Annotated in this window: 8 protein-coding genes; 3 read left to right on the forward strand and 5 right to left on the reverse strand. The window is 38.5% G+C overall.

Annotation, left to right across the window (positions count from 1 at the left end; all coding sequences use genetic code 11):
* Positions 1–216: 216 nt before the first annotated feature.
* The 3 genes from EHQ24_RS09915 to EHQ24_RS09925 form a co-directional block, all read right to left on the reverse strand.
* The gene (locus EHQ24_RS09915; RefSeq protein ID WP_135601487.1) at positions 217–1917 is read right to left on the reverse strand and encodes a hypothetical protein; all 1701 of its coding nucleotides are present in this window, start codon (positions 1915–1917) and stop codon (positions 217–219) included.
* A gap of 39 nt (positions 1918–1956) precedes the next feature.
* A complete protein-coding gene (locus tag EHQ24_RS09920; RefSeq protein ID WP_135601488.1) occupies positions 1957–5331 on the reverse strand; it encodes a methylmalonyl-CoA mutase family protein in 3375 nt (1124 codons plus the stop codon).
* Positions 5332–5433: 102 nt separating this feature from the next.
* The gene (locus EHQ24_RS09925; RefSeq protein WP_208725799.1) at positions 5434–6255 is read right to left on the reverse strand and encodes a lysophospholipid acyltransferase family protein; all 822 of its coding nucleotides are present in this window, start codon (positions 6253–6255) and stop codon (positions 5434–5436) included.
* A gap of 71 nt (positions 6256–6326) precedes the next feature.
* Here EHQ24_RS09925 and EHQ24_RS09930 point away from each other — a divergent pair, with 71 nt between their 5' ends.
* Entirely contained in the window at positions 6327–7337 is a 1011-nt protein-coding gene (locus EHQ24_RS09930; RefSeq protein ID WP_244310374.1) for a phosphatase PAP2 family protein, read from the forward strand.
* A 3-nt stretch (positions 7338–7340) separates the two neighbouring features.
* Positions 7341–8618 (forward strand): oligosaccharide flippase family protein, encoded by a 1278-nt coding sequence (locus EHQ24_RS09935; RefSeq protein WP_135601491.1) that lies wholly within the window; start codon positions 7341–7343, stop codon positions 8616–8618.
* On the opposite strand, the gene EHQ24_RS09940 is transcribed toward EHQ24_RS09935, so the two are convergent.
* Complete coding sequence (locus EHQ24_RS09940; protein WP_135601492.1) at positions 8596–9222, reverse strand: hypothetical protein; 627 nt, start codon at positions 9220–9222, stop codon at positions 8596–8598. The two genes, EHQ24_RS09935 and EHQ24_RS09940, sit on opposite strands and share 23 nt — an antisense overlap.
* A gap of 82 nt (positions 9223–9304) precedes the next feature.
* On the opposite strand from EHQ24_RS09940, the gene EHQ24_RS09945 reads away from it, so the two are divergent.
* Positions 9305–10651 carry a hypothetical protein gene (locus tag EHQ24_RS09945; protein WP_135601493.1) on the forward strand — a complete coding sequence of 449 codons (1347 nt, stop codon included), beginning with the start codon at positions 9305–9307 and terminating at the stop codon, positions 10649–10651.
* Here EHQ24_RS09945 and EHQ24_RS09950 read toward each other — a convergent pair.
* The gene (locus EHQ24_RS09950; protein WP_135601494.1) at positions 10648–11544 is read right to left on the reverse strand and encodes an ATP-binding response regulator; all 897 of its coding nucleotides are present in this window, start codon (positions 11542–11544) and stop codon (positions 10648–10650) included. The two genes, EHQ24_RS09945 and EHQ24_RS09950, sit on opposite strands and share 4 nt — an antisense overlap.
* Positions 11545–11595 lie beyond the last annotated feature (51 nt).

Genomic DNA, 11595 nt, shown 5'->3' on the forward strand with positions numbered 1-11595 from the left:
CTGATCCTTAAGAATCCAGGTTTTGGTTTGTAATTTTGTAGTTTTAGTTTGAGCAACCAGTATAAGTCCTGGAAATAAAACCAAACAAACAAAAAATAAATTTCTAAAAAAGGAAATCAAAGTGGATTGATCACATCTTGTTTCCCAAAGAAAACAAGACTTTTTTCAGCATAAAACAGTGTTCGAAAGTAGGAGAAGTGAATAGAGTTTGCAGTTCTAACTATTTCCGATTTCTGCTTTCAGCCATTTTTTCTCGCCAATTGATTTTTTCATATTTTCAATGAGAGCAACAGTAATGTTCGTATTGAGTTTTACCATATCAGGATCTTGTGCAAAAACAATCATTTCATCGATGATATAATCAATTAAGTTCTCTATCGACTTTCTTCCGGAAGGATCAGTTGCCATTGCCACCGTTGCTTGTGATATCGCAGAATAAATAGTCAAACTAATTTGTTTGGTAAGATTGGCTTGCATGTCTTTTGGCAATAAAGATATGGGTTTCATATTTGCAGAAACACGTTCTGAAACTTCTGTTACCAAATTCTGGATTAACGCTTGCAAGTTGGGATTTTGGGCCGACTTAGCAATATTTTTAATCGCCACTTTTTTTAATTCATCTCGATTTTGGTCAATGGCATTCACTAGTTGGTCAAGAGAATTTCCTGACTTCACTTCATTTTGTGTTTCTGTCAAAATTTGAATTGTAACAATGTCAGAAATTTCTTCTTTGATGATATTAGAATAATAACGTAATGTTTTACTGATCAAATCATTTCCTAAAATACGAGTGAATTGATTGGTTTGTAACATCAAATAAATTTTATAAACCCGAACCAAACGAAAAAAGCGGAATGTAGCAACAGGAATGAGTCCGAGTACATCATACCAATGATAAATCGGATATAAAAACCAAGCGATATAAGATTTATTACGAATGGCAATGAGCCAACTAATGATAAATTCAGCCAAAAAGAAAAATAGAAAAGGAGCATCTAACAACAAATAGTTATTTACGGGACTCCCATCTGAGGCAATCGCTCGGTAATAGTTCAAAGAAAAATACTCTCTAAAGTTAGCATTAAAGAATTCAATTTTTTGTTCGAGAGATCTATTTTGATCTCTCCAAAACCAAGCAAAGGCGACTACCGTTGAAGGAATCCGATCTCGATTCAAAACCGGATCTAGTTCCTGTCTTAATTTGATATCACGTGCTTTTGTTTTATGAGTTTGGTATTCATTTTTTATACCTGTTTGAATTTCAGATAAAAAATGAGTTTGTCCTGACATCGCAAAGGGATTGGTTTCTACAATCTCTAACATCCGTTTATCCATCTTTTGAAAAATCGATAAAATTTCTTTGGATTCATTTGCCTCGACACTCAAACGGTTGATAAAAGCATATTTTTCGGATAATTCACTAAGAGTTGTAATTTCATCCGTTTCTTCTAAAACACTAAAAAAATCATTGAGTTGAACTAACGTCTCTTCCACTTTTTTTCGACGGACTTGGACATCTTCAATTTGAATCGCTGACTCAAAGTTAGCGTATAAGGAATCAAACTTTTCATTGGATACTTGCGATTTTAAGGAAGTGAGAGTTTTATAAATTTCTTCTCTTGTGATTTTTCTTTGGTTCTCTCGAAAACCATCATCTCTAAGCTGAGTAAGATATTTTAAATCATCCACCAAATCAGTGTAAGCAACTGTAGTTCGATGAGTTTCAATTCCTAAAATTGATTTGTCATATAGTTTTAAAATTTCAGGAAACTTGTGAAAATAAAACGGTCGTAAACTCAAATAACTCAAATCAAAAATGATAAGGGCTAAGTTTCCAAGGACAACAAAAACCATCGTTATGTCCCAGAGTAATGGAATTCCTAGTTTGTGTTTTTTGATTAAATCCCAAGAAATCATAGAGTCACCAAAGGGTAGATGGACTACCCTTTCCTTTGTTTACATGTTACGGCGGTACTGACCTCCCACTTCGTAAAGCGCGTGAGAAATTTGCCCTAAGGACGCCACTTTCACCGTTTCCAGTAACTCTTGAAAGATATTTTCTTTCGCACGAGCGACTTGTTTTAATTTTGTAATCGCAAGCTCTGTTTTGTCTTCATTTCGTTTTTGAAACGCCTTCAAATTTCCAATTTGTTGTCTTTTCTCCTCATCTGTCGATCGAATGACTTCACCTGGAATGACAGTCGGTGATCCATTTCGATTGAGGAATGTATTTACACCAATGATCGGATATTCACCTGTATGTTTTAAAGTTTCATAATGGAGGGACTCTTCTTGAATTTTATTCCTTTGGTACATCCTCTCCATGGCACCAAGCACTCCACCTCTTTCTGTGAGTCGGTTGAATTCCGTTAAAATGGCTTCTTCCACCAAATTAGTAAGTTCTTCAATAATGAAAGCACCTTGTAATGGATTTTCATTTTTCGCAAGACCTAACTCCCGATTGATGATAAGTTGGATGGCAACAGCTCTTCGCACGGACTCTTCTGTGGGAGTTGTGATGGCTTCATCATAAGCATTCGTATGAAGGGAATTACAATTGTCATAAATAGCATATAGCGCTTGTAATGTGGTTCTTATGTCGTTAAAATCAATTTCTTGGGAGTGAAGTGATCTACCAGAAGTTTGGATGTGATACTTTAACATTTGGGAACGTTCATTGGCTCGGTATTTGAACTTCATAGCCTTCGCCCAAATCCTACGAGCCACACGCCCAATCACAGAATACTCAGGATCAATTCCATTCGAAAAAAAGAAAGAAAGGTTAGGAGCAAACTCGTTGATGTCCATTCCTCGACTTAAATAGTATTCTACATAAGTAAATCCATTGGCCAATGTGAAAGCAACTTGGGTGATGGGATTGGCGCCTGCTTCTGCGATATGATACCCGCTGATGGAAACCGAATAAAAATTGCGAACTGCATTTTGGATGAAATGGTGTTGGATGTCTCCCATCATCTTTAAGGCAAATTCAGTTGAGAAAATACAAGTGTTTTGGGCCTGGTCTTCTTTTAAAATGTCAGCTTGCACCGTGCCTCTCACTTGGGACAGGGCATCGTTTTTTAGTTTTGCATACACATCTTTCGGTAATACTTCATCACCCGTCACGCCAAGAAGCATTAGACCCAAACCATCGTTAGTTTCTGGAAGTGGCCCCCCGAAACTAGGAACCTCTTGTCCTTTAGCCGCATAAATCTTTTGGATTTGAGACTTAACTTCCTCTGTTTTCCCTTCCGCGCGAATGTATTTTTCGCAAGCCTGGTCAATCGCAGCGTTTAAGAAAAATGCAAGAACCATTGGGGCTGGCCCATTGATGGTCATGGATACAGAAGTGGAAGGATCACATAAATCAAACCCTGAATAAAGTTTTTTAGCATCATCCAGTGTGGCAACGTTCACACCAGAGTTTCCAATCTTACCGTAAATATCAGGGCGAATGTCTGGATCTTCCCCATACAATGTCACTGAGTCGAAGGCAGTTGACAGTCGTTTGGCGGGCATTCCCGAACTCAAATAATGGAAACGCCGATTGGTTCTTTCTGGCCCACCTTCTCCGGCAAACATACGAGTTGGGTCTTCCCCACTTCGTTTGTAAGGGTACACTCCCGCCGTATAAGGAAAAAAACCGGGGAAGTTTTCTTGGTAAGACCAATGCAAAATATCACCCCAATCCACAAAACGAGGAGTGGCAATTTTGGGAATTTTTAAATGGCTTAAGGATACCGTATAGTTATCAACTTTGATTTCTTTGCCACGAACAAAATAAGAATACTGTTCCTTACGAAAGGATTCAATTTTTTCAGACCATGTATCTAAAATGTTTCGTGAATCAAGTGACAATGAATCCCATAACAATTGGTATTCGGATTCTAAGTCCGTTGTTGGTTTGCCTTTTTTAGATAAAACTGAAATAGCACCTTTCAGTTGGTAGGCGGATCTTGCGATTTCCGCTTCTTTCGTGATCCAATCGGCATTCCTATCAATTTCTTCTTTGATCTCTGTGAGATACCTTACACGATCTGGAGGAAGAACAACAGAGGCTTCTCCTCCTTTTTGATTTTTCGCCGAGTTTGTTTTCCAATCTAATTGGCACTTCCCTATCACAACGCCAATCAAATGGGCATAAAGTTCATCTGTCCCTGCATCCTGGAACTGTGACGCAATGGTTCCGTACACGGGCATTGCATCGACTGGATCATTGAATAAATTACGAGATCTTTGGTATTGTTTTTTAACATCGCGCAGAGCATCGAGGGCCCCACGTTTATCAAACTTATTGATGGAGATCACATCCGCATAATCGATCATATCGATTTTTTCTAATTGGGTGGCAGCCCCATACTCCGGTGTCATCACGTATAACGAAACATCGGCGACTTCCGTAATTTCAGAATCACTTTGTCCAATTCCAGCAGTTTCAACAATGATGAGATCATAACCGGCAGACTTTAAAATTTGAATGGCACCTTTCACACTGCGATTGAGAGCAATGTTTGCTTCTCTTGTCGCAAAACTTCTCATATACACTCTTTCATTAAAAATCGAATTCATTCGAATCCGGTCTCCGAGAAGTGCTCCACCTGTTTTTCGTTTGGATGGATCCACCGAAAGAATCGCAATGGTTTTGTCTGGAAAATCATGTAGGTAGCGACGAACAAGTTCATCTGTCAAAGAAGACTTACCGGCCCCACCAGTTCCCGTAATTCCAAGCACGGGAATGTTTTTCTTTGGAGGTGGAAATTCTAAATTGATGGAATAATTTGTTTTTTCTTGCAGAAGGGAAAATTCCATTTGAGTGATGGCTTGCCCCAGTGCTAAATAATTTTTGTTTTGGATTTGAGACGCCAAATTTCCGTTAAACGATAAAGGTGTAGGGAAATCAGATTTTTTGACCACATCATTGATCATCCCTTGCAGACCAAGAGTCCTTCCTTCATCAGGGGAATAAATATGTGCCACACCGTATTTGTGTAAAACGTCAATTTCAGTTGGAAGGATGGTTCCACCTCCACCACCAAACACGCGAATGTGACTTGCCCCTTCCTTTTTTAAAAGATCAATCATGTATTGGAAATATTCCACATGCCCACCTTGGTAACTGGTGATGGCAATCCCTTGTACATCTTCCTGGATGGCACATTGGACAATCTCTTGCACACTGCGATTGTGGCCCAAGTGGATCACTTCCACCCCACTTTGTTGCAAAATCCTCCGCATGATATTGATGGAGGCGTCGTGTCCGTCAAAAAGAGAGGCCGCCGTCACAAAGCGAATTTTGTTTTTGGGGGTGTAAGTAAGAATTTCGGTGGTCATAGAGAACAACGTTCTAGAATGATTGGTGGAGATTCAATTGTAAAATGTGACGGGAATGACATAGCTTTTGAAACTATGCCATATTTTTTCGAAAGGTCGAGACTAAAGTATGGATTCCGCCTGTTTCATTAGTTCCCGCACCCGATTTTCCAGAATTTCTGTCAGTTCTTTGGCCGCTTTTTTCTCTGGGCCTGTTGGGAACTCGGAAGGAAGGATGGGTTTTCCAATCTGGTAACGAATTTTGGTTTTGAAGGCATCCCCTGTGAGGAAAGCCTTGGGTTTGGACATATTGGTCGCCCCAACGATTCCGGATGGGATGATGGGAACTCCGGCCCGGATGGCCAGTTTTGCTGCCATCGCCCGAAAGGACTGCAATTCCCCCGTTTCCGAACGAGAACCTTCTGGATAAATGGAAAGAAGTTCCCCTTCTTTCATCAGATCCACCATGTAGGTTTCCAGTTTTTCGTAGTAGTCCATGGCAGCCCGTTTGTCCATTTCCGAATCCTTAGCGGCATTCCGAATGATGGGCATACTCCCCCAATTGATCAGGTTTTTTTTTACCACACTCCCGAGAGAATTCACCAAAACCTCGATGACTGGTTTGGTTAGGCTTAATGGAGGATAACTGAAAGGAGAGTTTTTATGATTGATGATGGCCATAATCTCTTCCTGAGGATGGAAAAGTTCGTATTTGCCCAAATAAACGATCTTTCGGTCAGCAAAGGCACCTTGAACCGGAATGTCCAGATAATCGGTGTGGTTGGAGATGATGAGAGCCCCACCAGATTCGGGAATGTTTTCCGATCCGGCCACTTTGACATCGTAAATGAGTTCCAGGAGGTTACGAAGGATGGTTTTGGGAACTTCCCTGGGAATGACAAAGAGACTTTCTAAAATATCAGCGGGGTTTTGGTTAGAATCCATAGAAACATCACATATTTCAAAATAAAACTTTATGAAATCAAGTTGGATTTTCATCTTAGATGGAAATTCCTATGAAAGAACTCCTCCTAGCACAGAGCTCCCTTTGGTTTTCCTCCCTTCCCCTGGATTCTCTCCATATTTGGGATCCCAGTCTTGGAGGAATTTTCCTTACCATTTCTACGATCTGCCATTATTTGGGAGGGAGTAGTTTTTTCCTCGGCCTCATTTCCTTTGTTTATATCTACTACCGGCCAAAACTCGCTTTTGAACTTTCGCTCGGTTTACTCACTTCCGCAGTCATAATTTCTTTATTAAAATTTTATTTAGAAAGCCCAAGGCCTTTTCCTTATCCAGAAGCCTTTGATGAAAAGGCGTTTGGTTTGCCTTCTGGTCATGCGTATTCGGCGGTTGTCGTATGGGGATTATTAGCTTACCGAATTCCAAAACTTTGGTTTCGAGTTCTCTCGATCCTCATCATTCTTTTTATGCCATTTTCCAGAATGTATCTCAAAGTACATTACTTAGGTGATGTGAGTTTAGGATTTGGACTTGGTGTCATCCATTTACTCATCATCTTATTTCTCCTCGATCGATTTTATAAAAAAGATTCTGTTCCCACTTTTTTACACACAGAAAATTACCGAACCTTAAGTCTTTTGGGAATCGTAATTACTTTGTCTCCGATTGCTCTGGATTCTCCTTTTCTTTCTGTGGAACACCACCATAGTTTGTCGGGAGTACTTACGGCAAGTGGGGCCCTTGCTGGTTTTTGGCTCGGACTTCTGTTTTATCCAAGATTTAGCAAACCAGAATTTTTAAATTGGTCTCTTCCTCATTTTAATCTTTCCTTCGGTACTAAAAATTTTAACAATTTTTGGATTACGGTTCTTGTTCGATTGTTAGTTTTAGCGATAGTGATCTTTTTACTTTATGTAATCCCAGGAATTCTCATCAAAAAAACCATTTGGAAAGATGATCTGTTTCTCCGATACATTCGTTACTTAATGGTTGGATTTGCTCTTGTTTTCTTTGTTCCATTGGTTCTGCAAAAAATCCAAAAAGGAAAGTTTTTGCAAAACTAATACATGCAGAAATTAACAAAGATATTTCAAATTTTAAAACTAGAACTATTAAAAGAAGGAGTTCTCAAAAACTCTTTCTTTGTTAGTAGTTCCAAAGCTCTCTCTGCCATCACCAATTTGGTGTTTATGATTTATTCCGTAAATTTGTTAAGCAAAGCGGAAAATGGAAAACTCCAATACTTTTTAGGTTTTTTGCCAGTGGTTCTGGCAGTTGCGGAATTTGGCCTACCCAACGCACTCATCAAATACATCTCACCACTCGCAGACAAAAAAGAAAATCCTGGTGCGATACTCAACGCCTCACTTCGAATTAAGTTTTATTCATTTTTATTTTTATCTTTAGTATGTTTTGTCGCTTATATTACGAGTGATGAAAACTATTTTGTTTTATTACTTTTGTTATTCGGTGGGATCATCATCTCGTTTATTTCCTACTTCGAAAGCCTATTTGTATCTTATCGCAAATACAAATCATTGTCTCTTTGGAACCCTTTACCAAACGTAGTCAGACTTTTATTATTAATCTTTTTTTCTGAATCCAGTGCACACCCTCTCACTTACATGGATATCCTCGCAATTTTTTGTATTGCACCAATCTTCGTTTTATTTTTATTTTTTTTCTTCTTTGGAAAAGAAGAGATTTCGTTTAGCGCAGAACCAAACGAGATCAAAACCAATCAAAAAAAACTTTTACTTTTTAATCTCTGGGCCTTTGCTGCTTCTATTTGTGCCATCCTTTCCGATCGATTGGAAATTTTCTTTTTAAACCAATTCCATCCGCCAGAAATTGTAGCCGACTACGGAACCGCCTTGCAGTTGTTTAGCGGATTTGTGATTATTTTAGCTACTTTTAATTCGATTATTTTTCCAAAATTAGCAAGACTTGCCGAAACAGAAGAATTTCCCAATGTTCTAAAAAAATCTGTGTTTTTAGGTGGAATGATAGCGATTGTTTTATCACCGGGAATTTTACTCGCAGAACCCATCTTAACCTTGTTATTCGGAACAAAATACACAAATTCGATTTCTGTATTCAAAATTCTTTATCCTAATTTTTTACTCCAATTGGTTTTTGCTCCACTTGGAACAGCATTATTCGCCTTAGGATTGCCAAAACTCCTTGCGGGCCTTGCCCTTCTCCGTCTGATCTTTGGTGCTATCTTCGACTATTGGATCATTCCTGATTGGGGCGCCAATGGAGCTGCCATTTCACTCTTTCTCGGCCAGATTGTTTCTTGGTTGATTTTAACTGGTTACTTTATGGCTTACTTTCGGAAGTAACAAACTCATAGATTTTTTTATAGTTTGTTTCTAAGGTTTCCCACTCTTTTGTAGCAACCTTGTCTCCATAGAGTTTCATATAGGATTCTTTTACAGATTTTCCTTCCGCCAAAAATTCCTTTAATTTCAAAATCACCATTTTGAATTGGATGGAATCATTTTGGATGTCGTAGTCACGACTGATTTTGGTTCCCGAAGACATTTCAAACTGGCGGACAAATAATTCAGAGAGTCCTAAAATTCCATACCCTTCAGAGTTATTTTTACGAAACTCCGATCTAGTTTTTGCCCATGCAAGTAAAAACAACGAAGACTGGGGCGAATATCCACCTAACAAAGTACCATCGGGGAATTGCAATTTCTGAGAAAACCGGACAATCGCTCTTGAGAGTTCTCTCCTTCTGCGAACAGAAAATTCCGTTTTTTCTACTTCTGTCAAATAGGCAAAAATAACAGCTTCTTCCTTACTATGATCCGTCTTTTCAAAAAACCGACTCAAATCATGAGAAAAACGAGTGTCAGCTTCTCTATAAGAAAAAATAACCAACAGAAGAGGGAAAATGAGAAGAAATCCATGTCTGTATTTCAAAAGTATTTTCTTCATCCCTAAAAGTATCGGGATAGTTTCCTTTCTCTTAGTTTCTTTTTTTTCTAATCTTTTCGCAGTGTCTTATTCGGACTCCGTAATGGACGATGACCGCGCCAACCGTCAGTTTGGGCGAGTGGTAGTGAAGGAAAGGAACCAATCCATACCCGAACCATCTGACAAACCCGGATTTGGCCTCCATACAGAACTCATCGCGGGAGGAAAATTCCAATCCCAAAAAGGGGGACTGGATTCGGAAAAGGCCAATCGTTATTATTCACAAGGAATTTTAACCACACCCAGTTTATTTTATTACACAGGACAAGGTTGGAATTTAGGAATCCTAATCGCACCACGAGTTGGTGTTTCTGAAGGAAGGATCATAGATAAAGAAATAAGAACTATTTACGATTCTGAAATCACAGCCCTTGCCTCAAAAGATATTTCAGGAATCCAATTGGCTTTGGAAGTGGGTCGTGGGTTCAACCGACTCGACAGGTTTGGTTTCTTTTTTGTGGGAATGGCCAATTATGGATCTGTTTCTTTTTCTCATTCTTCCGGCTTTCGCATAACAGGAATTCACTTAAATGCAAAACCGGAATTGGAAAATTGGTCCGCACCTCCTTGGAGTGGATACAGACGAGAGATTTACGGAGGACTTCTTGGTTCCGAAAAAACTTTATTTTGGGAAGAGTTTCGTTTTTTCCATTACGTATATAATGATCCCAACCATAATACCAATGGAGAAATCCTCTCCGGCCAAAGAGTCTCCGGGCGTTATTCCTACAGTGGAATGGAATTTCAATCTAGGAAATTTTGGGAAACCTGGGCAGTCGATTTAGTTGGGATCCGTTTACTCGGAGAATCAAAATCATCTTCTTCCCCTTGGTTGGAAAAACAAACTGCAACGAATTCCTACCTAGGTTATATGTCCTTACATTCCAAAGGTGAAAAATTGAGTTTTGCTTTGGCAGGTCTTGTCACAAAAAAAGACGAAAAGGATCGATTGGATTCAAATAGCAATGGTTATGCGTCTAGTTTTGCCGAACCAAGAGTCCTCGGTGGTTATTCGTCTTTTTTATTGTATCAATCTTTGGATTTAGTAAACCCACCAGGTTTTCGTGATGTACAGACAAAAGAAAATCCTAACTTTGAAAACAAAGGGAATCGTATTTATGGAATCCAAATGGGATATGATTGGTATTCCTGGTTCAGAACTGATATTTTTTTAAATCGATCCGATTCCCTTTTAGGCAAAGGAAATGAGGTCATCGGTAAACTTAGTTTTTCATCCAACGACTACGGTAAATTATTTTCTCAGATGAGTGTTTCCTACACAGTGATGGATCCTAATGCCACAAGGGTTCTAATCACAGAACCATTTACTGAAGAATTATCCAAAAAAGAATACATTCGATTCTATGTATCTTTAGGAATTCAGTTTTAGTTGGCTTGCATCAACCGGTACCAAGTTTTGAAAAATCGAACTTCGTTGCCTTTTTCATTATAAACGATAGAATCAATATTCATTTTAGCGAGAAAAATTCCTCTTCCACTCACTAAGTTGGCTGCTGGATTCACAACGGGATTTGGAATTTGGCTAACAGCAAATCCATTTCCTTCATCACGAATGACAATGGTGACTCCTACATCATCCATAGAAATTTCAATAAAAACCGAAGAGTTGTTTTCTGCACAACGGGAATCAACTAATTTAAAATAATCTTCGTTGGCTTCCAAACATTCTTGTTTTTCCACATAACTGACACCTGCAACACCATGTTCAATAGCATTGGCAAGAAGTTCATACAATACAATTTTTATGGAAATTAAATCTTCATGAGTGGCAAGCGGAGAATTTAATATTTGTTTTACGATAAAGGCAATATAAGAATTTAATTTTTTAATTTGTGGACGAATTTTAATTTTGCAATCGTCACTAAACTGAATGATCTCTCCACTATTAAATAAAAGTGTTAGATCAACATCGGCGTTTTCAAATTTTTTGATTCGAGAACGGAGAGCTTCCATCCGGAATGGTTTTAGAAAAAAGTCTACTGCTCCCATTCTAAAAACGTCGATTGCGATTTGAATGTCACTATCACCAGTGATGACTAAAAATGGAGTTTGGTTTCCCTCGGCTCTTAGTTTCTGAATGAACTGAATTCCATTTAATTTTGGTAAGCTGATATCTGAAATGATAAGATCAAATGTATTTTGATTTGAAATCGTAAGTGCCTCTAACCCATCAGAAGCTAGAGTTACATTAAATTCATCTTTGAAGTATTCCCAGAACAATTCGCGGATTGTATCTTCGTCATCAACAAAAAGGATTTTCATAAGATAAAGTCTTAGGGTAAAGGGAACTTCAATCTATAACAATTGTAAATC

The organism is Leptospira noumeaensis (assembly GCF_004770765.1).
Taxonomy (GTDB): domain Bacteria; phylum Spirochaetota; class Leptospiria; order Leptospirales; family Leptospiraceae; genus Leptospira_A; species Leptospira_A noumeaensis.